Source organism: Azospirillum sp. OGB3 (assembly GCF_014192915.1).
Classification (GTDB): Bacteria; Pseudomonadota; Alphaproteobacteria; order Azospirillales; family Azospirillaceae; genus Azospirillum.
Genome location: NZ_JACHYN010000003.1, coordinates 432,105 through 453,191 on the forward strand (window position 1 = coordinate 432,105; position 21,087 = coordinate 453,191).

The window sequence follows — 21,087 nt, forward strand, 5'->3', positions numbered from 1 at the left end:
GCTCAGCTCCCCGCCGGCTTGTTGTTGACGACCATCACCGGTGCGCCGTCGCGGATCTTCAGCTGGCCGGCGGTCACCACCACGTCGCCGGGCTGCAGGCCGGCGGTGATCTCCACCTCGGCGTTGCGGCGCTCGCCCAGCGTGACGGTGGTCTGCACGGCCTTGCCCTCCACCACCTTGAAGACGAACTGCTTGTTGCCGAAGGCGCTGACCGCCTGCTCGGGCACCAGCACGGCGTTCGGGGTCTGGTCCAGCGTCAGGGCCACGCGCGCGAACAGGCCGGGGCGCAGCGCACCGTCCGTGTTGGGGACGCGTGCGCGGATCACCACTGCACGGCCGTTCACGTCCACCAGCGGGTCGATGGCGTAGACCGTGCCGTCGAAGGTCCGCCCGCCGAAGGAGTCCACGGCGACCTTCAGGGTCTGGCCGGTGCGGACGGTCGGCAGATACAGCTCCGGCACCCGGAAATCGAGCTTCAGGATCTCGATGGCCTCCAGGTTCACGATGTCCTTGCCCGCCGCCACCACGTCGCCCACCGAGACCTTGCGCAGGCCCAGCACGCCGTCGAACGGCGCGGTCAGGGTCAGCTTCTCCAGCTGCGCCTTGGCGAGCTGCACCGCCGCCTCGTCGGACTGGAGCTTGGCGAGTGCCTGCTCGCGGTTGCGGGCCGGGCCGGTGCGCTGGCGGTACAGCTCCTCGGCGCGGGACAATTCGGCACGAGAAAAGGCGATGCTCGCCTGGGCCTGGGCCAGCGTGGCGCGGGCGATGGAATCGTCCAGCCGGATCAGCACCGCGCCCTTCCTCACCGCCTGCCCTTCCAGGAAGGCGATCTCGGACACCTTGCCGGCCACCTCGGGCCGGATGACCACCGATTCGCTGGACAGCAGCGAGCCGACCGCGGTGACCTGACGCGACACGGTGCCGACCTTGACCGGCGAAGCCTCGACCGGCATCGGCGGCGCACCGCCCGGCGGCCCCCCCGCCGCCGGAGCGCCAGACGACGCGCCTCCGGGAGACGGAACCTTGCCGGCGAGCAGTGTGTTGATGGTTCCGCCCTGCTTGACGAAGTACCAGTAGGCGCCGCCGCCGAGAGCGACCAGGACCAGAAGGGCGACGATGCGAAGCGTGTGGCGCATGGATACGGAACCCGCACAGGCCCGACGGCCCGCCGGGCGGGCGCGCGGAGCGTTTCGTGTCAACCGGGCCGCTGCGATGGGCGGACGGTAAACTGAACTATATCGTTCAGTTCAGTTCCGGAGTCGAGACGGTTGCGCGGGTTCAGACGCCGGATGGCGGAAGATCGGGTTGCACAACCCGGCCCTTCTCCATCTCCAGCCGTTCTCCATCAGGAAGAATCACCGTCAGATCAGCGGGTTGACCGGGACCGACCGCGGCGCAGCCGCCACGCGGACGGACCGGCCCGCCATCGAGGCAGAGGCCGGGCGCGCAGCAGGGCGCTTCGCCCGCCGGTAGAACCGCGCGAATCCGATCGCCTTCGATGCGAACATCGGCCAGCAGGGCGCCATCCGCGCCGGGTGGCGGGGTGCCTTCGCCGAGGTCCGGGGATTCGATGCGGGCGCGCTTCAGCCAGAACTTCCCGGACACCAGCAACCGTGCGAGCAGGCAGGAGGAGGTGGACGCGCTCATTCCCCGATCCGATGCTGTGGCGGCAAGACGGTCGTTCGGCCGACGGCTCAGCCTGTCACGGAAGCGTAAAGGAAGTTTTGCTCCGGTTGGACTCTTGAACACATCCGGGAAATCGGCGATGTGACAATCCTTGGTCCTCCGACCCTCGCGTCCCCAGGGGTGCCCGATGCTGATCGCCCAGATGTCCGACCTGCATGTGACGGCCCCCGGCACCGCCCCGACGACAGCCTACGACACGAACGCCCGCCTCGCCGCCGCGGTGGCCCATCTCAACGCGCTGGTGCCGCGTCCCGACCTCGTCCTGATCACGGGCGACCTCGTCAACGGGCCGAAGCCCGGCGAGTACGAGGCGCTGTCCGCCCTGCTGGAACCACTTGCCGTTCCCGTCCGCGTGCTGCCGGGCAATCACGACGACCGCATGGAACTGCGCCGAACCTTCACCGGCAGCGGCTGGATGCCCATGGAGGGACCCTTCCTCCACCACGCGGTGGAGGAGTTTCCGGTCCGCATCCTGATGCTCGATTCGGTCGTCCCCGGTTCGGCGGTGGGCGGCCTGTGCGCCGGCCGGCTGTCCTGGCTGGCGGAGCGTCTGGCGGAGCAGCCGGAGCGGCCGACGGTGCTGGCGCTGCACCACCCGCCCTTCGACACCGGGCTGACCTTCCTCGACACGCTGCGCTGCCTGGAGGGCGCGGAGGAATTGGGGCGGCTGGTGCGGAGCCGTCCGAACATCCGGGCCGTGCTGTGCGGCCACACCCACCGCCAGACCGCGGTCGCCTGGAACGGGGCGCACGGCTATGTCGCCCCATCGGTGGCGTATCAGATTGCCCTGGATCTGGCGCCGGAGCCGCCATACCGATGGACGGAGGAGCCGTCCGCGCTCGCTCTTCATCAGTTCCGACCGGATGGCACGGTGGTGACGCATCTGAGCGTGATCGGCGACTATCCCGGCAGGGAGTTTTCCCGCAAGGCCAGGAACTCCTGAAAATTGACGCAGCGTCCGGCGGCCTGCGCGGCGATGTAGGCGGCGTTGAGCGCGCGCTTGGCGTCCAGGGCGGCGGCGAAGCGGTGGCGCAGCGCGGCGTCGGCGATCCGCAGACCGTCGCCGGACAGCCGGTCGAGGACATGGCGGTAGCAAAGGTCGGCCCGCGTCCCACTGTCGGCGGAGCAGGTGATCGACCCCTCCCGCTGCCGATACTCGTAGAGCGGTTCCAGCACGAGTGGCAGACGGCCCAGCCGGTCGAGGAGTTGGACGTTGAAGACCACGTCGTCGCAGAAATCGACGTCCTCCTCCCAACCGCGGACGAGGTCGCGGCGCACAACGGGGAACATCGGGACGGAGGTCTCCAGAAAAGCCGCCGCGTCCAGTGCAGCGGTCCCGGCACCGGGCGGGAACAGAGTGGAGAGCGGCGAGCCGTCGCCGTCGCGCACCACCGCCACGTTGTCCGCCGCCGCCCCCTGCACCACCGCCAGCGGGGCGAGCCGCGCCAGCCGGTCCGGCTCGAACCGGTCGTCGGCGTCCAGCGGTGCGATCAGCGGCAGGCGCGCGCAGCGCAGCCCGGCGTTGCGCGCCGCCGGTGCGCCGGACCCGACGCGGCCGGTCCCGGTGAAGGTCAGGCGCGAATCGGCGATGCCGGCAGCCGCCAGAAAAGCGCGGTAGTCGGCGCCGTCGTCGCTGATCACCACCGCTTCCCAGTCGGGAAAGCTCTGCGCCAGAAGGCTGGACACGGCGCGGGCGATGGTGCCCTGCGCCCGGAAGGCCGGAATGATGACCGAGACGCCGCTCCCGCTGCCCCCCTCCATGCACCGCCCTCCGATTGTGCAGAGGATAGTGTGCCTCTCGTTCCCGACGGTCGGCAAGCGGCGATCCGCGTCGATACGGCCAGCCTGAGCGCGACTATGACGGTGCGGGGGTGGGATTTGGCGTCGCGGCCCGTTGAACAAGGAACCGATACGGGCTATGTGGAGAAACGAGTGGCGTGGTTCGGTTCCCATCCGACATCACAGGCCCCCGCAAGCCAAAGCCCCCCGGTAGACACGCCGACCTCAGGGAGTTCAAAAACGATGGCGCAAGACGGATACACCCGCTTCGACGACGAACCCGAGCAGGAGCCGGACGAGAAGTCGAAGGAAAGCGCCCCGCCGCCGTTCGCTGCCGTGCAGTCGAACCTGTTCAAGGCGCGCACGGTGCTGATCTTCGGGCAGATCGACATGAAGCTGGCGCAGGCCGTCTCGGCCCAGCTGCTGGCTCTGGCCCACGAGAGCAACGACGACATCACGGTCGTGGTGAACTCCCCCGGCGGCCACGTCGAGGCGGGCGACACCATTCACGACATGATCCGCTTCGTGAAGCCGCGCGTGAAGATGCTGGGCACCGGCTGGGTCGCCAGCGCCGGCTGCCACATCTTCCTGGCCGCGAAGAAGGAAGACCGCTTCTGCCTGCCGAACACCCGCTTCCTGATCCACCAGCCGCTGGGCGGCACCGGTGGCCGGGCGACGGACATCGCCATCGAGGCGAAGGAAATCATCCGCATGCGTGAGCGCCTGAACCGCATCATCGCGCGCGAGACTGGTCAGCCGGTGGAGAAGGTGTCCAAGGACACCGACCGGAACTACTGGATGATGGCCGACGAGGCCCGCGAGTACGGCATCGTCACCCATGTCATCGAAAGCTTCGACGAGCTGAAGTAAGCGGTCCTCCGGAACGCACGAAGCCCCTCTCCTGCGAGAGGGGCTTTTTTTATGTCCGCGGCTCGGCTTGAGCGATCAAGCCAGTCACATCAGCCGTTTAGACAACGATGTTCAGATTCTGTCCGCGCGTGGCCGTGACGTTGCCACCGGCCGATGAGGACCCATCCGTTCCGCCCTGGAGCAGCGCGGCAATGGCCTGATCCTGCTGCTGCGCGGTCTGATTCAGCGTCTTCACGCCGAAATCCATCTGTCCCTGCGCCTGCCGCAAGCCGACCGCGGCACCCAGGGTGGAGGAGGATATGTCGAGAGCCATCGGAAAAAAGCCTTCAAAGGGAACCGTCGGCCGAATCCGACCGCCCGCGCCGTGCCGGTCAGATGACCACGTTGACGGAACCGGCCCCCACCGAGGGAGCGGCCGCCGCGTGTGCCACCACCGGGGTCGAGGCTACCACCGGAGACGTGTGCGCGGAAGTCCCCTGTGACAGGCTGGAGCGGCCCCCACCGGTTCCGGAATGGCCCGCGGCCCAGCGGTGCACGGGCGAGAAGTTGGCTAAGGTCCCGCTCTGGCCGGCACCGTTCAGCTGGTCCTGCCCGTCCGAGCCACCAACCAGAAGCTCAAGCGACGCCTTGCCGCTCTTCCGGTCCTTCTGCGCCTCGCGGTACTGCCGCAGCGCCGCCTCGGTCGGAATCTGGTCGAGGGTCGCCCCGTCCTCCGGGCTGCGGAACAGCAGCACCAGCCGCGACGCGTCGGCGTCGTACCGGTAGGCGGTCTTCGTGTAGCGCCCGCCGAGCGGTTCGGACTGTCCGGTGACGGGATCCTTCGTGGACGGAGTCCCGGCTTCGGCCGCGTTTTCAACAGCGTCGCTGTTGCGGGCCGTCATGAAGGCCAACGGCCTTGCAGCCGTTGCGGTGGCGATGGCCACGTTCATGACATTACACCGATAATTGGACAATCCAGATCATATATTGCAGTCGTATTCTTGCATTGTAAAGGGTTCGTTCACCTTTTTTCGGGCTATGCCAAAGGACGAAATCGCCCAAGCTGTTTCCGGTACCAAAGCTTCGCATTTCAGGACCATTGGGGCCGTCGCCCACCCATTTCACAGCCATGGCGCTTGCGGAGGGGCGCCGGGGTGCTTAAGCCTGTAGGCATGGTTACGATCGCGGAAGCGCTGACGCTCGCCCTGGACCACCATCTGGCCGGCCGGCTGGCCGAGGCCCAACAGCTGTACAACCGCATCCTCGATGTGGACCCGGATCAGCCGGACGCCCTGCATTTCCTGGGCGTCCTGGCCGGGCAGGTGGGCGAGCGGGCACTCGGGCTGGACCTCATCGCCCGCGCCATCGTCCAACGGCCCGAGGCCGCGGACATGCACGCCAACAGCGGCAACATCCGCCGCTCCTCCGGGCAACCGGAGGTCGCGGTGGAGGACTACCGGCGCGCCGTCGCCCTCCAGCCAGATTTCGCGGAGGCCTGGACCGACATGGCGAACGCCCTGCGCGCCCTGGGCCGCTCCGTCGGCGCCATCACCGCCCTGGAGCGCGCCGTCGCCTCCGTCCCCAGCCTGACCATCGCCGTGGAACGCCTGGGCGCGCTGCGCCACGAAGAGGGGCGCCTCCTGGTCGAACAGGGGCGCGGCACCGAATCCCTCCGCCCGCTCGGCCGCGCCGCCGAACTGCTGCCGCTGGACGCCGACGTCGCCTTTCTCTATGGCAACGCCCTGTTCGCCATGGGACTGCGGGAGGACTCCACCCTCGCCTACCGCAACGCCTTGGCGATCACGCCGGATTTTCCCTCCGCCACGTTCAACCTGGGGATCGCGCTGGGGGGCGTGGACCGGCTGGAGGATTCCGCCCGCGCGCTGGAGCGGGCCGCCCGCCTGGACCCCCGCCATCTCGACGCCATCGACCGGCTGGTCGTCGCCCTAGCCCTTCTCGGCCGGGAGGACGAGGCCGCCGCGTGGGGCGAACGCGCGCTGGACCTGAAGGACCGGACGGCCATCGACACGGCACCCGCCCTGCCCCCTTTGCCCGCCCGGCCACGCGGGGCCGAGGCGCGGCGGCACAACGTCATCGCCTTCAACCTGTGGAGCGGCCAACCGTCCGGCACCCACGACCCTGCGGAGATTCTGCGGCGGACCGGTGCGCTCTATCCGGGTTGGACCTGCCGGGTTTATCACGATGACACCCTCGCCGCCGACCGGCTGGCCGAGCTGGCCGCGGCCGGGGCGGAGCTCATGGCGGTGGCCTCCGATGCGTCGACCGGCGGTCCCTACTGGCGCCTGGCCGCCGCCGACGATCCCACCGTGGCGCGCTTCCTCTGCCGCGACTGGGACGCCCTGCCGTCCGCCGACGGAAAGGCGGCCGTCGATGCCTGGGCCGCGTCCGCCCGGCCCTTCCACGTCCTGCGCGACGGGGTTCTGCACACGGAGGTGATGTCGGGCGGTCACTGGGGCGGCATCGCCGGGCTGCTGCCCGACCTGTTGCCGCTCGCCGAGCGCCACGCCGCCGCCGAAGCGGACCGGGCGCAGGACCACCGATTCCTGCGCCGCATCGTCTGGCCGATGATCCGCGACCGCGCCCTGATCCACGACCGCGCCCACCCCCGGCACGGCCTGCCCTTCCCCGCGGTGTGATCGGCTACAGCACCTGCTTCGGCAGCGACAGCAGCTCCTTGCGGATCTGGCCCATGCTCGGCCGGTTGTCGGGACCGAAGGCGATGGGACGGCACAGATGCATGGCGGTCAGCCCGACCCGCGCGGTCAGCAGACCGTTGATCACCCCCTGCCCCATGCGGGTGGAGATGGCCGCGGCGATGGAGCCACCCAGCGCCTCGACGGCAACGTGGTGGGCGCTTTCCGCCACCCCGGCCACCGCGAGGTTGGCGAGCATCCGCCGCAACAGCCGCAGCGACCCGACATAGCCGGGCCGCGCCCCGTAGAGCGCCGCAATCTCGCGCACCAGCTTCAAGTTGCGCCACAGCACCACGGCGAGGTCGACGACCGCAGCCGGGCTGAGCGCCGTCGCTACGGCGGTGTCGCGCGAGGCGCGCAGGACGGTCTGGTAGGCGCGGCGGTCGAGCGGCCCCATCACCTCGCGGTCGAGCAGGCGCAGGATCTCCGCGTCGTCGTGGGCGTCGGTCACATGGTCGCGCACCCGCTCCAACGAAGGCGCCAGATCGGGACGGCCCTCATAGAGGCGGGTCAGCGACCCGGCGAAGCGCTCGGCGTGGCCCGGCTCCCCGGCCTGCGTCACAATCTCCGTGGTCAGGCGCCCGGCCTCGCCGCGCAGTTCCTCGATCTTGCGCAGGCGACGCAGCGCGCGCAGTTCGCGCAGCAGCATCGCCACTGCCGCCCCGCCGGCCACGGTCACGGCGGCGGCCACCAGGACGCCCAGCGCGGCGCTGGTGGCGAAGGCGCGGTTGAACAGGTCCCAGGTGTCGAAGCCCAGCGCGATCAGCACCAGCGCGGCGACCGAGCCGGCCAACCAGCGGCCGAGCCGGCTGCGCGGCCGGTCCTCCGCCAGCAGCGCGGGGAGGCGCTCCGCCGCCGAACCGGCCAGGGGGCCGGCCAGGGGGCCGGCGATGATCGCCTCCTCCTCCGCCGCGGGGACGGCGGCGGCGCGGGCGGGGTCCAGCTCCATCGGCGGGACCCAGCGGCGGTCGCGCGTGTCCTCGCTCATTCCAGATAATCCCCCAGCAGGAACTGCATGGCCTGGTCGAGCCGGATGTGCGGCAGGCCGCGCGCCTCGCGGGCAAGGTCGGCGGGCGGCTGGAAGGCCATGAAGTTGTAGGGCCGCTCCTGCCCCGGCGGGAAGTCGGCATCCTCGGGGATCTCACCGGGGAACAGCACGGTCGGACGGTCGCGCCCGAGCGGCACGCCGCGCACGCAACGCAGTTGCCGCCCCTCATGCTCGGTCACCACCGTCTCTGTGGACTTCAGGGCGGCGATGGCCATGGTTTCCACCCGCGCGCCTTCGAAGCGGATGCCGGCGCGGGCGTCGGACACCAGCCGGTCCAGCAGATGGCGCAGGCTGTTGTGCTGGTGCGAGGCGACATGGTCGGCCTTGGTCGCGGCGAACAGCACGCGGTCGATCTTCCGGCCCAGCAGCCAGTCCAGCCAACTGCTGGACCCGTGCCGGAACGGCTCCAGGCTCAGTTCCAGGGCGCGCTTCATGTCCGCCATGCCCGCCGGGCCGGAGTTCAGCGCCCCCAGCACGTCGATCAGGACGATCTGGCGGTCGAGCCGGGCGAAATGCTCGGCGAAGAAGCGGCGGACCACCTTGGACTTGTACGCCTCGTAGCGGTCCTCCATCAGCGCCCACAGGCTGCCGCGGGTGCGCGGACGGTCGCCCGGCAGCGGGCAGAAGGTCAGCAGCGGTGCGTTGGCCATGTCGCCCGGCTCGACGAAGCGGCCGGGCTGGATCAGGCTGAGCAGATTGTCGGAACGGCGGCAGGCGTGCAGGTAATCGGTGAACAGCGCCGCGCCGCGCCGCGCCTCCTCCTCCTCCGCCGGGGCTCCCGTGTCGATGGTGGCGAGCCAGCCGCGCCAGGACACCGACAGCTCGTCGCGCGGCGGCCGCCCGGCCAGTTCCAGGGTCAGCGCGCTCCATTCCGCGAAGGACTGGTGGAGCAGCGGCAGGTCGAGCAGCCATTCGCCGGGATAGTCGACGATGTCGAGATTCAGCGTGGCGACCGGCTGCACCGTGCGCTTCAGCACCGCGTTCGGGCGGTAGCGCATGGACAGGCGGAGTTGGCTGATGCCCTGCGTTTCCTTTGGCCAGCGGGGAATGGGCCCGGTCAGCTCGGCAAGCCGCTGCTCGACCTCGAAGCGGGGAACCTGGGCGTCGGGCTGGGGGCGCAGACGCGACGCCTGGAAGCGCCCGGACGACACCACGTCCAGGAAGGGAAGCCGCCCGGCCTTCAGCAGATTGTCGACCAGCGAGGTGACGAACACGGTCTTGCCGGCCCGCCGCAGCCCGGTGACGCCGAGACGGACGTCCTGCTCCAGGATGCCGCCGGAAACGAGATCGCCGGCCCGCCCCAACAGGCGCGAGCCGGCGTCGTAAAGGTCGTTGAAAATGGGCACGCGCACGCTCAGCCGGTCCGTGTTGGGGACGATCGCCCCTCTATATGGGGGACCGTCCGCCCACGCCTATACCCTGACCGGCGCTTTAGGACGCCCCGAAGTCGAGGTTCCAGGCCTCGTAGCGCTCCGGATCGTTCTCCCAGTCCTCGCGCACCTTGACGAACAGCATCAGGTGGACGCGCTGCTCCAGCATCTCTTCCAGCTCGGTGCGGGCGGCCTGCCCCAGTGCCTTGATGCGGGAGCCCTGCTTGCCGAGCACGATGGCCTTCTGGCTGTCGCGCTGGACATACACGACCTGGGAGATCTTCACCGACCCGTTCTCGAACTCCTCCCACTGCTCGGTCTCGACCGTCGCCGAATAGGGGAGTTCCTGGTGAAGCTGCTGGAACAGCTTCTCGCGGGTGATCTCCGCCGCCAGCAGGCGCATCGGCATGTCGGAGATCTGGTCCTCCGGGTAATGCCAGGGGCCTTCCGGCATGCGGGCGGCCAGGAAGCCGCGCAGATGCTCCACCCCGTCGCCGGTCGAGGCGGACAGCATGAAGATGTCGGTGAAGATGCCTTCCTGGTTGAAGCTGTCGGCGAGACCCAGCAGCTTCTCCCGCGGCACGAGGTCGATCTTGTTCAGGATCAGGATGGCCTTGCGCCCCTGCTCCTTCAGGCGGGCAATGATGCCCTGCGTGTCCTGGTCGATGCCGCGGCGCGACACGTCGAACAGCAGGCCGACCAGATCGGCGTCCTCCGCCCCCTGCCAGGCCGCCGCCACCATGGCGCGGTCCAGACGGCGTTTCGGCTTGAAGATGCCGGGCGTGTCCACGAAGATGATCTGGCTGTCGCCGGCGATGGTGATGCCCAGCACACGCGTACGGGTGGTCTGCACTTTCGAGCTGACGATCGACACCTTGGAGCCGACCATCGCGTTCAGCAGGGTCGACTTGCCGGCGTTCGGCGCGCCGACCAGCGCGACGAAACCGCAGCGCGGGTTCTCGGGCACATAGGCAGCCTCTTCGGCGCCTTCTTCGGCACCAGTGTCGGCACCCTCGTCCACGCTCTCGCTCACGCCCTCGTCCTTATCGTCGAAATCGTCGTCTTCAAACTTGTCGCGGCCGTCAGTCATCGACCTGCACTCCCAATTGGCGCAGCAAAGCGCTGGCCGCTTTCCGTTCGGCGACCCGCTTGGACGGGCCGGTGGCCGTGACCGGCTCCATGCCCTTCAATCGGACCGCGATGCGGAACACCGGCTCGTGCGCCGGGCCGCTCTGCTCGATCAGTTCATAGGTGGGAAGGGGCCGCTTGTTGCCCTGCGCCCATTCCTGCAACGCCGTCTTGGAATCCAGAGGCGGCGGGTCCGCGCGGTCGATCAGCCCGGCCCAGGCCCCGCGGATGAAGTCCCGCGCCTTGTCCATGCCGCCATCCAGATAGAGCGCCCCGATCACCGCCTCGCAGGCGTCGGCCAGGATCGTGTTGTTGCTGCGTCCGCCGCCCTGCGCCTCCGACGGGGACAGGCGCAGGTAGCGCCCCAGATTCAGCGTGTCGGCGACGCGGCTCAGCGCCTCCCGCCGGACCAGCGAAACGTGCCGCTTGGCGAGCGCGCCCTCGCGTTCGTTGGGGAAGCGCTCCAGCAACCATTCCGCAATGACGAGGCCGAGCACCCGGTCACCCAGGAACTCCAGCCGCTCATAGGCGAGGCCGGGGCCCTGCTCGGGCCGCCCGCCGCGGACGTTGCGCTCCAGCCCCATCAGGCTGGGATGGGTGACCGCGTCGGCCAGCCGCTGCGGGTCGGCGAAGCGATGGCCGATGGCCGCGGCCAGCTCCGCGAGGTCGGCGGAATCGGCGCTCACGTCCGGATCGGACGCCATGGGGGTCTCCCGTTCTTCAGGGCTCACAACAACAAATCTCCGCGCCCCGGTGCTCGACGGGGCTCACTTCACGGCGTTGAACAGGCGGCTGAACCGCAGGTCCGCCGGCCAGCGCCACACCTCGAAGAAGCGCGTCCCGTCCTCCAACGAGAAGAACAGGAATTCGGCGCGACCGACCAGATTCTCCATCGGGACATACCCCACCTGCGACGGCACGCGGCTGTCCAGCGAGTTGTCGCGGTTGTCGCCCATCATGAACAGGTGGTTCGCCGGGACCTTGAAGGCCGGGGTGTTGTCGAGCGGACCGTTGTCCGACTCCTCGATGATGCGGTGGCTGCGCCCGCCCGGCAGGGTCTCGACATACTGGGCGATGCGGACCTCGCGGCCCAGCGCGTCGCGGGACACGTAGTCCTCGATGCGCTCGCGCTTCACCGGCTGGCCGTTGATGTGCAGGACGCCGCCGGTCACCTGCACGGTGTCGCCCGGCAGGCCGATGACGCGCTTGATATAGTCGGTCTTGTTGTCGCGCGGCAGCTTGAACACGGCGACGTCGCCGCGCTCCGGCGCGTGGCCCAGGATGCGGCCCTCGAACAGCGGCAGCCCGAAGCCGACCGTGTACTTGCTGTATCCGTAGGAGAACTTGGACACGAACAGGTAGTCGCCGATCAGCAGCGTCGGGATCATCGACCCCGACGGGATGTTGAAGGGCTCGAAGGCGAAGGTCCGCACGCCGAAGGCGATGATGACCGCGTAGAGGACCGTCTTCACCGTCTCGGCAAAGCCGCCTGTCTCTTTGGATTTGCCGGTCAAGGCGGTCTCTCTGTTCATGGTCATGCGGATGGTGCCGTGGAGGTGGTGATGGAAGTGTCGGCCGGTTCGGCGCTGATGATGACGAAGGCCTCGGCCATCGGATACTCGTCCGTCAGCGTCACGTGGATGCGCGCCTGCATGCCCGGCGGGGTGATCGCCTTCAGCCGCTCCAGCGCTCCGCCGGTCAGGCGCATGGTCGGCTGGCCGGAGGGCAGGTTCACCACCCCCATGTCGCGCCAGAACACGCCGTCGCGGAAGCCGGTGCCCAGCGCCTTGGAGCAGGCCTCCTTGGCGGCGAAGCGCTTGGCGTAGGTCGCGGCCCGTGCGCTGTGCTTGCCGGCCGCGCCGGCGCGGCGCTCGGACTTGGCGCGTTCCACGTCGGTGAAGACGCGGGCGATGAAGCGGTCTCCGAAACGGTCCAGCGACTGCTCGATCCGGCGGATGTCGATCAGGTCGTTCCCGATGCCGAGGATCATGAAACGACTCCGGCCGCCGCTCGGGCGTCCTTCATGACGGCGCGCATGCGCTGGAGCGTGTTGCCCAGCCCGACGAAGATCGCCTCGCCGATCAGGAAATGGCCGATGTTCAGCTCGACGATGGTCGGGATGGCGGCGACCGCCCCGACCGTCTCGTAGCTCAGCCCATGGCCGGCGTGGCATTCCAGGCCGATCGCCTCGGCGTGGGCCGCCGCCCGGACGATGCGCTCCAGCTCCGCCGCGCGCTCCGCCCCGGCGGGCGCGTCACAATAGGCGCCGGTGTGCAGTTCCACAACGGGTGCGCCCAAGGCCTTCGCCGCGTCGAGCTGCGCCGGTTCCGGGTCGATGAACAGCGAGACGCGGATGCCCGCGGCGCCGAGATCGCCGACGGTGCGCTTCAGATTCTCCATCTGGCCGGCGACGTCCAGCCCGCCTTCGGTCGTGACCTCCGTGCGCTTCTCCGGGACGAGGCAGCAGGCGTGCGGCCTGTGGCGCAGTGCGATGGCGAGCATCTCGTCCGTTGCCGCCATCTCCAGATTCAGCGGCAGCCGGATGTCCGCCATCAGCCGCTCGATGTCGGAATCGATGATATGGCGGCGGTCTTCGCGCAGATGGGCGGTGATGCCGTCGGCCCCGGCCTCGGCGGCGAGCTTCGCGGCGCGCACGGGATCGGGGTGGCGCCCGCCCCGCGCGTTGCGGACGGTCGCCACATGGTCGATGTTCACGCCGAGGCGCAGAGGGCGGGGCATAGGCTCGAAACTCCGGTGTCGCGCCGGTCCCGCATCCTGCATCCGGCGGGCACCGGTTCTCCCTGCTATATAGCGGTGGTGCAGCGTCGCGTCACGCCGTCATTGTCGGGCCCTCGCCCCGGCGGTGCCGCGCCGCCGGAGTTACCGTCCCCGCGCCCGCTCCACCGCGTTGATGGCGGGTGTGGCGCGCAGGGCCGCCATGATGTTGGTCAGATGCTTGGCGTCCTTCACGTCGATGTCGATCAGCAGCTCGAAGAAGTCGGTGTTGCGGCTGGTGATCTTCAGGTTCGTGATGTTGCCGCCGTTCTTGCCGATGACCGTGGACAGGGTGCCGAGCGAGCCCGGCTCGTTGTTGACCACCAGCGAGATGCGCCCGACATGCTCCTCCGGACTGTCCGGCCCGATGTCCCAGGCGACGTCGATCCAGCGTTCCGGCGACTCGTGGAAGCTCTCCAGCGTCTCGCAGTCGATGGTGTGGATGGTCACGCCCTTGCCGGTGGTCACGATGCCGACGATGCGGTCGCCCGGCAGCGGGTGGCAGCAGCGCGCGTAATGGACCGCCATGCCGGGGATCAGGCCGCGGATCGGCAGCGGTGCGTTGTGACCTTTCGCCTTCGGCTTGGGCTTCGGCACCGTGATGGCGTTCTTGTCGTCGCCTTCCTTCGGCGTCGCCACATGCGGCTTGTGGCCGGGGAAGACGGCGTGGAAGACCTCGCGGCCGGAATGCAGGCCCGATCCGACGCTGGCCAGCAGGTCGTCGGCGCTCGGCTGCTGGAAGATCTTGACGACTCCGTCCAGCGCCTTTTCCGAGAACTCGTAGCCTTCCGACTTGAACTGGCGCTGCAGGATGGCCCGGCCCAGTTCGATGTACTGGGTGCGCTGCTGGGTACGCAGGAACTTGCGGATGCGCGCCCGCGCCTTGCCGGTGACGACGAAGCGTTCCCAGCCCGGAACCGGGGTCTGGGCCTTGGACGTGATGATGTCGACCTGATCGCCGTTCTGCAGCTGCGTGCGCAGCGGCAGCATCCGCCCGTTGATCTTGGCGCCGACGCAGTGGTCGCCGACCTCCGAATGGACGGCGTAGGCGAAGTCCACCGGAGTGGCGCCGCGCGGCAGAGCGATCAGGTCGCCCTTCGGCGTGAAACAGAAGACCTGGTCCTGGAACAGCTCCAGCTTGGTGTGCTCCAGGAACTCCTCGGGCTTCTGGGCGTGCTCCAGGATGTCGAGAAGCTCGCGCAGCCAGCGGTACTCGCGCCCCTGCTGGGTGCGCGGCTCGCCCTGCTTGTAGGCCCAGTGGGCGGCGACGCCGAGTTCGCAGATCTCGTGCATGTCGCTGGTGCGGATCTGCACCTCGATGCGGTTGCGCTCCGGACCGATCACCCCGGTGTGGAGCGAGCGGTAGCCGTTGGGCTTGGGGGTCGAGATGTAGTCCTTGAAGCGCCCCGGAACGACCGGGTAGTGGGCGTGTATGACGCCCAGCGCCTGATAGCACTCTGGCACCGTGTCGACCATGATCCGGAAGGCCATGATGTCCGACAGCTGCTCGAAGCTGACGTTCTTGCGCTGCAGCTTGCGCCAGATCGAATAGGCGGTCTTCTCGCGCCCGGTGACCCCGGCGTTGGGCAGCCCCTCCTCCGCCAGCGTGCCGCGGAGTTCCTGGATGATCCGCTGGACGCGGTTCTCACCCTCGGTGCGCAGGCGGGAGAGCTGGGCCAAAATGCTGTCGCGGGCGTCCGGATTCAACTCCGCGAAGGAGAGATCCTCCAGCTCGTCCTTGACCTGATGCATGCCGATGCGCTCGGCGAGCGGCGCGTAGATTTCGATCGTTTCGCGGGCGATGCGCTTGCGCTTGTCCGGGTTCTTCAGGTGGAACAGCGTGCGCATGTTGTGCAGCCGGTCGGCCAGCTTGACGAGGAGGACGCGGATGTCCTCCGACATGGCCAGCACCAGCTTGCGGAAATTCTCGGCCTGCTTGGCCTGCTCGCTGTGCAGCTCCAGGCGCGACAGCTTGGTCACGCCGTCGACCAGACGGGCGATCTCCTTGCCGAAATGCTTTTCGATGTCCTCCAGCGTGGCGACCGTGTCTTCGACGGTGTCGTGCAGCAGCGCCGTCGCGATGGTCCCGGCGTCCAGCTTGAGCTGGGTGAGAATGCCGGCGACCTCCAGCGGGTGGAGGAAATAGGGATCGCCCGAAGCGCGGGTCTGCGACCCGTGCGCCTTCATGGAGAAGACGTAGGCGCGGTTGAGCAGCTCCTCGTCCGCCGAGGGGTCGTACGCTTTGACGCGTTCGACAAGCTCATATTGCCGGATCATGCCACCCGACCCGGCGCAGCGTGCGCCATGAAGTTTCGCAAATGTCTTGGTTCTGGACGGAAAGGGGGGCCATCGCCCCCCAAGGCCGGTCGCAATCGGTCAGCGTCAGAGATCCCCGTCCGCATCGCGGCCGACGACATCGTCCTCGGTCATGCCGAAGGCCGCCGCCGGGTCGCTCTCCATATCGGACAGCAGATCGTCGCCTTCGCCGACCTCCTCCGCCTCGCTCATCCCGTCCTCGTCCTCCAGCGACGTGTCGCCGCGGGCGGCCCAGTCGTGCTCGCCGGCCATCAGCTCGACGATCTCCTCCTCGGGCTCGTCGGGCTCGACGTGCTTCTGGTGGCCCTTGATCAGGGCGTTCTTCAGATGCTCCAGCATCACCGTCTCATCGGCGATCTCACGCAGGGCAACGACCGGGTTCTTGTCGTTGTCGCGGTCGATCGACAGCGGAGCGCCGGACGCGATCTCACGCGCGCGCTGGGCCGCCATCATGACCAGTTCAAACCGGTTCGGAACCTTGAGGACGCAATCTTCGACGGTAACGCGAGCCATACCAAACCAACTCCGGGATCTGCGAAGGCAACCGAATATATTGATGCCTTCGCGCCGGCGCAAGCGCTTCGAGCCTTGACGGGTGCGCCCGCCGTACCCCGCCCGCAGCGGCCTCATGCCCGCGCGCCCCCTTGCTCGCGCGTAGACGAAGCCCTACGTTACTTATCTGGTGGATCGCAATTTCGCGTATGCCTGAGATATAATTCAATCCATCGTGGAAGGATTACGGAATTGGATCGCAATACGACTTTGCCGAAGGATGTTACCAAGCTCTTTTATAAGGAAGAGCGTCTGGCGATGTTCATTGACGGCGCCAATTTGTACGCGGCCGCCCGGTCCTTGGGCTTCGATATCGACTACAAGCGCCTGCGCGACGGCTTCGCTTCCGAGGGACGCCTGGTTCGCGCCTTCTACTACACCGCGTTGGTTGAGGATCAAGAGTACTCGCCGATCCGCCCCCTGGTCGATTGGCTGGACTACAACGGCTACACCATGGTCACCAAGCCGACCAAGGAGTTCACCGACGCGTCGGGCCGGCGCAAGATCAAGGGCAACATGGACATCGAGCTGGCCATCGACGTGATGGAAATGGCCGAGCGGGTGGATCACATCCTGCTGTTCTCCGGCGACGGCGATTTCCGACGGCTGGTCGAGGCGGTGCAGCGCAAGGGCGTGCGGGTCAGCGTCATCAGCACCGTGCGCTCACAGCCGCCGATGGTCGCCGACGAATTGCGCCGTCAGGCCGACAACTTCATCGAGCTTCAGGATCTCGCCCCGAGCATTGCCCGCGTCCATCACCACCGCGAGCCGATGGGGAGTCCGGGCGCTCCGGGCGCTCCGGATATGTCCGGCCAGGGCGGCCCCTACGCCAACTTCTGATCCACGCCGCTTTCGGCGGGGCGCGTCTTCCGGTCAGCGCCCCGCTACGGTGGCTTTGAGGGCGCCGGCCGGAATCTGGAACATCATCAGATAGGTCCGCTGAAGCGGGCTGCGGTTGTCGTCGGAAACGACGTAGACGAACTGGTCGCCGTCCGCACCGGGCCGCACGGCCATACCTTCGAAGTTGTCGGTCAGCAGAGGCGGTTCCAACCGCGCCAGTTCCACCCCATCCATCGTCGCACCGCCACGCAGCGAGTCCGCCGACACATGGACGATGCGCGCCGCCCAGCCGCCCAGCAGGGACACCCGCCGCTCCAGGACCAGCACCCCGCCGTCCGGCAGGGGCGCCGCCGCCGTGGGACGGAAGCGCGGCGCCGCACGGTAGGTCAGCGGCTGCCAGTCGCGAACGGTTTTCAGGTCGGCGGACGCGATCCAGGCGTGGCGTTCCCGGACTCCGTCGTCGTCGCCTTCTTCGATGGCCAGGATGCGGCCGTCCGGCAGCGCGGCCAGCGCCTCGACCCCGCCGTTCGACGGCGCCGTCTCCAGGCCGGGCGGCATCGGCAGTTTGCGCGGCGCTCCCTCGGGCCGCCCGGCGCCATCGTAACGGAGGATGCGGTGGTTGCGCTCGAACGGCACCAGCCAGCCGCCGCCCGGCAGGCGGGCGAGGTCTTCCGAATCATTGAGTCGCCCGCGATGGCTCGGGTCCTTGTCGAGGACCAGGCGACGCGCATCATACTGACCGGCGCCGGCCAGATGCCCACGGGAGTCATAGAACAGCCGTCCCGTGACGCTTTTCCCGTCGTCGGAGACGGCGACGAAACGGTCGCCCGAGTCGCTGACCCACAGGCCGGACAGGCCCCCTACGCCCGCCCCGTCAGGCAGGCGGAGCGCACCACGGAATCGCAGGGCCCCGACCTCCGCCAGAGCGGGGCGATCCGAGTCCAGCGCAACCGGAACGGACGACTCGGCCGGCCCACCGTTACCGGCCACCGCGGCGCAGCCACCGGCCACCGCCAGCAGGGCGCAGAAGGGAATCACCAGGGTTCTCAAACGCATGGCGGCACTCATGCCACGACGGCGCGAACAGGGGAACGCATTTTCCGGCTTGCCCCGCCTGCCCGCGAATCCGACCCTTTGTCCGCCGGGCTCATAAGCCCTGCCCCTCCGTCCGAACGTGAACGAACGAATCGGATATGCGCAGAGGGTTACTTCCTCAGAACCAATTCGGTAGTGGGTTCAAGCGCATAAATTGTTCTGTACCTAAGGAAAACATTGCCCAGCTTCAGCCGAGAATTGCGTGATGCCCAATCCCCTCCGGTCCCAGCCGGTCGCCCTGCCTGCTGATCGCCCCGCCACCGGTTCGGGAGCGCCGGAGGACCCAATCGCGGATCGCATCCGCGAGCTGGAAGCCGAACTGCGCGAGCTTCAGCATCGGGCCAAGAACAGCCTCCAGCTCGTGATCAGCCTGCTGAAGCTGCAGACGGGCCGCATCCGCGATCCGGACGCCCGAGCCGCCTACGAGCAGACCCTGGTCCGCATCGAGGCGCTGGCCATCCTCTACCGCCAGCTCCACGAGTCGGGCACCGGCACCCATGTGAATCTTGGCCGCTACATCGAATCGCTCGCCGACGCGGTGAAGCACGGGACGCCCGGCGGCCTCGCCAACGTGCCCATCGAGGTGAAGAGTGATCCCATCCAGATCGGCTTGTACGAAGCCATGCCGTTGGGGCTGATCACCGCGGAGCTGATCACCAACAGCCTTCACCACGCCTTTCCGGAGCAGGGCTGGATTCGCGTCTCGGTGACGCAGGAGCACAACGGGCGGGCCCGCCTGATCGTCGAGGACAACGGACGCGCCCTGCCCGCCGGCTTCGACACGACGGCGGATGATGGGCTGATGCTGGCCGAAGCGCTGGCCGCGCAGCTCGGCGACACGCTGAACACGGAAAGCGACGCCGCCGGCACCACCGCCAGCGTGTCCTTCCCCGTGTGACGGTCAGGCCGGCGCCCCGTGATATTCCTGCGGGGCGTCCTCGGGGCCGTGATCGTGATGCTCGTGGGGATGTTCGGGCGGCGGCGCCGTCTTGACGGTCCCCGCGAACCAGTCGCGGATCGCCTGCACCGGGTTGGTTTCCAACGTGGTCACCGGCTCGATGCCGCGGCGCTTCATATGGTTGATGAAGCCCTCGCCGGAGGAGCCGGTGATGACCACCCGCACCGCGTCAATGGGATGGGGGCGCCCGTCGCCGGCGAGATGGAGCACCTCCCCCTCCGCCAGCTCGATCCGTCCGACCTCGACGGGGTCGCCGCCCGCCTCGGCCTCGAAGACCAGGAAACGGCGGGTGCGGCCGCCGTGGGTGGCGATGCTGCGGTAATCCTGCGTGCCGACGGCGAACTTCATCCCACATCCCCCTCGATGCCCAGCGGCCTCACCGTGGCACGGCGTCCCGCCGCGCGCACTGAGGGAGGTCAATGCGCGTCAGAGGATTTCCGTTTCGTCGGAGCGGATGACGTCCGTCCATTTGCGCTCCAGACGGCGCAGCGTGCGGTAGGTGACCTCGAAGTCCTGGCTGTCGCCGTCGGTACGGATCAGACCGTCGGAGTGGACCGACGCCATGTGGCGCAGCCGCTCGCACAGCTCCAGCCCCCTTGCCGACAGCTTCAGCCGGGCGGCGCGCTTGTCGCGCGGCGAGGCGGAGCGGTCCACATAGCCGCTGTCCACCAGCTGCTTCAGGTTGTAGGAGGCGTTGGAGCCGAGGTAATAGCCGCGCTCGATCAGGTCGCGCACGCTGATCTCTCCGTTGGAGATGTTCAGCAGCATCATCACCTGCACCGGGCTGATGTCGTCGATGCCGATGCGGGACAGCTCGATTCGCAGAACGTCGAGGAACCGGCGGTGCATCCGTTCGATGATCCGCGCCACCTCATGGTACATCTGGGTGGCGGAGGCCTTGCGCTCGGCGTCGCTGCGCTCGGCGTCTTCGGTCGGCTGGGGCTGAACGAGCGTCGTCATGGGCCTCGGTTCTGCGTGGGGATCGGGGGAGCACGGCCTTCCTTGCCCGACGCACCGTAGGGACCTAACTGTTTAATTTATATTAACTGTGATGGCGGCACGAAGGCGCACCGGACCTTCCTGAAAGGTTGGTGCGCCTGCCGCCAAGGACTGGATAAGGTCAGATCCAGCTGTCGTCTCCGCCAGCGTCGCCGCCACCGTCGTCGAACGAGGAATCGTCGGTCTGATAATCGACGTTCTGAAGGTTGTTGTCCTCCGGCGGGAAGCCCTGGTCCGCGCTCTGGTCGGCGGAGTCGCCGTAGTAATTGTTGATGACCGTCTCGCCATGGCTGGCCGTCTGGCCCGCCGCCGCGGCTTCGCCGAACGGTCCTGGCGAATGGCTGAGCATCGAGGAGATGGCGCTGGCCGCCAGCATGCCGCCGGCCACGCCCGCCGCCGTCTGGGCGGCACCGCTCAGGAACCCGCCGCCGCGCGGCGCGTAGCCCTGCGGGCCGAATCCGGGCTGGGGCGGATAGGCGGGCTGGCCGTAGCCGGGTTGCCCACCGGCCTGCGGGGCGGCGCCCCACGGGCTGCGCGACGGGGCCCCAGGGGACTGCATCGGGTTGTAGGCTGGCCCCTGGGGGGCCTGAGGCACCGGAGCGGGCCGCTGCTCCGCCGGACGATTGCCCCCGCCGGCCCACGGGCTGCGCCCCAGCCCGAGCGCGTTGGACAGGAAGCTGCCGCCGGACGGCTGCGTCTGGGTCTGCTGGGCGCGGGCCTGCGCCTCCCTCACCTGCCGCTCCAGATCCTCGATGCGCTGCTGGGCGGCGGTCAGCGCCTGCTGCTGCACCAGGACCGACTGCGCCATGTAGTAGGCGGCGGCGGGCTGGCCCTGGATCATCTGCTGGATGAAGCGTTCCGCCTCCGGATCGCGGGGTTGATTCTCCACCTCGCGCAGGTGCGTGAACAGATCGGAAAGGAGGGTGCGTTCCTCGGGCGTCATGATCGTCTCCTGTGCGCGCTCCGTGCGGGCGCGCC

23 protein-coding genes are annotated in these 21,087 nt (G+C 68.6%); 5 read left to right on the forward strand and 18 right to left on the reverse strand.

The window, feature by feature from the left end:
- Positions 1–2: 2 nt before the first annotated feature.
- Together FHW79_RS09430 and FHW79_RS09435 are read right to left on the reverse strand one after the other, a co-directional pair.
- On the reverse strand, positions 3–1,136 hold the full coding sequence (locus tag FHW79_RS09430; RefSeq protein ID WP_183178665.1) for an efflux RND transporter periplasmic adaptor subunit: 1,134 nt from the start codon (positions 1,134–1,136) through the stop codon (positions 3–5).
- 142 nt (positions 1,137–1,278) lie between these two features.
- Positions 1,279–1,647, reverse strand: coding sequence for a hypothetical protein (locus FHW79_RS09435; RefSeq protein WP_183178666.1), 369 nt, complete (start codon positions 1,645–1,647; stop codon positions 1,279–1,281).
- Between the two features lie 166 nt (positions 1,648–1,813).
- Here FHW79_RS09435 and FHW79_RS09440 point away from each other — a divergent pair, with 166 nt between their 5' ends.
- Complete coding sequence (locus FHW79_RS09440; RefSeq protein ID WP_183178667.1) at positions 1,814–2,629, forward strand: phosphodiesterase; 816 nt, start codon at positions 1,814–1,816, stop codon at positions 2,627–2,629.
- Here FHW79_RS09440 and FHW79_RS09445 read toward each other — a convergent pair.
- The gene (locus FHW79_RS09445) at positions 2,587–3,447 is read right to left on the reverse strand and encodes a glycosyltransferase family 2 protein (RefSeq protein WP_183178668.1); all 861 of its coding nucleotides are present in this window, start codon (positions 3,445–3,447) and stop codon (positions 2,587–2,589) included. The two genes, FHW79_RS09440 and FHW79_RS09445, sit on opposite strands and share 43 nt — an antisense overlap.
- Before the next feature lie 261 nt (positions 3,448–3,708).
- Here FHW79_RS09445 and FHW79_RS09450 point away from each other — a divergent pair, with 261 nt between their 5' ends.
- Complete coding sequence (locus FHW79_RS09450) at positions 3,709–4,335, forward strand: ATP-dependent Clp protease proteolytic subunit (RefSeq protein ID WP_183178669.1); 627 nt, start codon at positions 3,709–3,711, stop codon at positions 4,333–4,335.
- 97 nt (positions 4,336–4,432) lie between these two features.
- Here FHW79_RS09450 and FHW79_RS09455 read toward each other — a convergent pair whose 3' ends face one another.
- Both FHW79_RS09455 and FHW79_RS09460 read right to left on the reverse strand, forming a co-directional pair.
- Positions 4,433–4,648 (reverse strand): hypothetical protein, encoded by a 216-nt coding sequence (locus tag FHW79_RS09455; RefSeq protein WP_183178670.1) that lies wholly within the window; start codon positions 4,646–4,648, stop codon positions 4,433–4,435.
- A gap of 58 nt (positions 4,649–4,706) precedes the next feature.
- Positions 4,707–5,264: a hypothetical protein gene (locus FHW79_RS09460; protein ID WP_183178671.1), complete on the reverse strand. Its 558-nt coding sequence runs from the start codon at positions 5,262–5,264 to the stop codon at positions 4,707–4,709.
- Positions 5,265–5,486: 222 nt separating this feature from the next.
- Between FHW79_RS09460 and FHW79_RS09465 the strand changes: the two genes are divergently transcribed.
- Entirely contained in the window at positions 5,487–6,971 is a 1,485-nt protein-coding gene (locus FHW79_RS09465) for a tetratricopeptide repeat protein (RefSeq protein WP_183178672.1), read from the forward strand.
- A gap of 4 nt (positions 6,972–6,975) precedes the next feature.
- Here the strand turns inward: FHW79_RS09465 and FHW79_RS09470 are convergent, their stop codons facing one another.
- From FHW79_RS09470 to rpoZ, 9 genes are all read right to left on the reverse strand, one after another.
- On the reverse strand, positions 6,976–8,016 hold the full coding sequence (locus FHW79_RS09470) for a TIGR01620 family protein (RefSeq protein WP_183178673.1): 1,041 nt from the start codon (positions 8,014–8,016) through the stop codon (positions 6,976–6,978).
- Complete coding sequence (locus tag FHW79_RS09475; protein ID WP_183178674.1) at positions 8,013–9,428, reverse strand: YcjX family protein; 1,416 nt, start codon at positions 9,426–9,428, stop codon at positions 8,013–8,015. The genes FHW79_RS09470 and FHW79_RS09475 overlap by 4 nt, the downstream gene beginning before the upstream one ends.
- A 79-nt stretch (positions 9,429–9,507) precedes the next feature.
- Positions 9,508–10,536 carry a GTPase Era gene (gene era, locus FHW79_RS09480; RefSeq protein WP_183178675.1) on the reverse strand — a complete coding sequence of 343 codons (1,029 nt, stop codon included), beginning with the start codon at positions 10,534–10,536 and terminating at the stop codon, positions 9,508–9,510.
- Positions 10,529–11,278 (reverse strand): ribonuclease III, encoded by a 750-nt coding sequence (gene rnc / locus FHW79_RS09485; RefSeq protein ID WP_183178676.1) that lies wholly within the window; start codon positions 11,276–11,278, stop codon positions 10,529–10,531. The genes era and rnc overlap by 8 nt, the downstream gene beginning before the upstream one ends.
- Positions 11,279–11,341: 63 nt before the next feature.
- Entirely contained in the window at positions 11,342–12,112 is a 771-nt protein-coding gene (lepB, locus tag FHW79_RS09490; RefSeq protein WP_183178677.1) for a signal peptidase I, read from the reverse strand.
- Positions 12,109–12,564, reverse strand: a complete 456-nt coding sequence (gene acpS / locus FHW79_RS09495; protein ID WP_183178678.1) for a holo-ACP synthase — start codon at positions 12,562–12,564, stop codon at positions 12,109–12,111. Before acpS ends, lepB begins: the two co-directional genes overlap by 4 nt.
- A complete protein-coding gene (locus FHW79_RS09500; protein WP_183178679.1) occupies positions 12,561–13,313 on the reverse strand; it encodes a pyridoxine 5'-phosphate synthase in 753 nt (250 codons plus the stop codon). Before FHW79_RS09500 ends, acpS begins: the two co-directional genes overlap by 4 nt.
- A gap of 141 nt (positions 13,314–13,454) precedes the next feature.
- Positions 13,455–15,626, reverse strand: coding sequence for a bifunctional (p)ppGpp synthetase/guanosine-3',5'-bis(diphosphate) 3'-pyrophosphohydrolase (locus FHW79_RS09505; RefSeq protein WP_183178680.1), 2,172 nt, complete (start codon positions 15,624–15,626; stop codon positions 13,455–13,457).
- 105 nt (positions 15,627–15,731) lie between these two features.
- Positions 15,732–16,178, reverse strand: a complete 447-nt coding sequence (gene rpoZ / locus FHW79_RS09510) for a DNA-directed RNA polymerase subunit omega (RefSeq protein WP_094302572.1) — start codon at positions 16,176–16,178, stop codon at positions 15,732–15,734.
- Positions 16,179–16,475: 297 nt separating this feature from the next.
- Here rpoZ and FHW79_RS09515 point away from each other — a divergent pair, with 297 nt between their 5' ends.
- Positions 16,476–17,057 carry an NYN domain-containing protein gene (locus FHW79_RS09515; protein ID WP_183178681.1) on the forward strand — a complete coding sequence of 194 codons (582 nt, stop codon included), beginning with the start codon at positions 16,476–16,478 and terminating at the stop codon, positions 17,055–17,057.
- Between the two features lie 33 nt (positions 17,058–17,090).
- Here FHW79_RS09515 and FHW79_RS09520 read toward each other — a convergent pair whose 3' ends face one another.
- Positions 17,091–18,113 (reverse strand): esterase-like activity of phytase family protein, encoded by a 1,023-nt coding sequence (locus FHW79_RS09520; RefSeq protein ID WP_183178682.1) that lies wholly within the window; start codon positions 18,111–18,113, stop codon positions 17,091–17,093.
- A gap of 244 nt (positions 18,114–18,357) precedes the next feature.
- Between FHW79_RS09520 and FHW79_RS09525 the strand changes: the two genes are divergently transcribed.
- Positions 18,358–19,050 carry a histidine kinase dimerization/phosphoacceptor domain -containing protein gene (locus FHW79_RS09525; protein WP_183178683.1) on the forward strand — a complete coding sequence of 231 codons (693 nt, stop codon included), beginning with the start codon at positions 18,358–18,360 and terminating at the stop codon, positions 19,048–19,050.
- A gap of 3 nt (positions 19,051–19,053) precedes the next feature.
- Here the strand turns inward: FHW79_RS09525 and FHW79_RS09530 are convergent, their stop codons facing one another.
- From FHW79_RS09530 to FHW79_RS09540, 3 genes are all read right to left on the reverse strand, one after another.
- The gene (locus FHW79_RS09530) at positions 19,054–19,458 is read right to left on the reverse strand and encodes a NifB/NifX family molybdenum-iron cluster-binding protein (protein ID WP_183178684.1); all 405 of its coding nucleotides are present in this window, start codon (positions 19,456–19,458) and stop codon (positions 19,054–19,056) included.
- Between the two features lie 78 nt (positions 19,459–19,536).
- Complete coding sequence (locus tag FHW79_RS09535; protein WP_014198729.1) at positions 19,537–20,070, reverse strand: MarR family transcriptional regulator; 534 nt, start codon at positions 20,068–20,070, stop codon at positions 19,537–19,539.
- 160 nt (positions 20,071–20,230) lie between these two features.
- On the reverse strand, positions 20,231–21,052 hold the full coding sequence (locus tag FHW79_RS09540; RefSeq protein WP_183178685.1) for a DUF2076 domain-containing protein: 822 nt from the start codon (positions 21,050–21,052) through the stop codon (positions 20,231–20,233).
- Positions 21,053–21,087 lie beyond the last annotated feature (35 nt).